1 protein-coding gene is annotated in these 344 nt (G+C 48.8%); it reads left to right on the top strand.

The window, feature by feature from the left end:
* Positions 1–27 precede the first annotated feature (27 nt).
* A partial coding sequence (locus NQ163_RS20695; protein ID WP_268192201.1) for a hypothetical protein occupies positions 28–344 on the top strand: 317 nt, incomplete at its 3' end.

The raw sequence follows: 344 nt of genomic DNA, 5'->3' as shown, positions 1-344 counted from the left end.
AATGTCACGGTTCATCCAAATCCAGTTGTGGATCTTGGAACGGACCAGGAAACCTGTGCTGGTGGCACAATCATTTTGGATGCCGGAAATGCAGGCGCCAGCTATTTGTGGTCAAATGGAGCAACCACTCAAAGTATTACAGTATCAACTTCAGGAAACTATTCAGTAGTGGTGACAGACAGCAATGGCTGTTCAGCAACGGATGATGTGAATGTCACGGTTCATCCAAATCCTGTTGTAGACCTTGGCACAGACCAGGAAACCTGTGCTGGTGGCACAATCACTTTGGATGCCGGCAATGCAGGCGCTAGCTATTTGTGGTCAAATGGCGCGACCACTCAGAC

This window comes from Marinifilum sp. D737, from assembly GCF_026672275.1.
Lineage (GTDB): Bacteria > Bacteroidota > Bacteroidia > Bacteroidales > Marinifilaceae > Marinifilum.
Note: the sequence above shows the minus strand (reverse complement) of the source record. Positions and strands in the feature narration are given on the sequence as shown.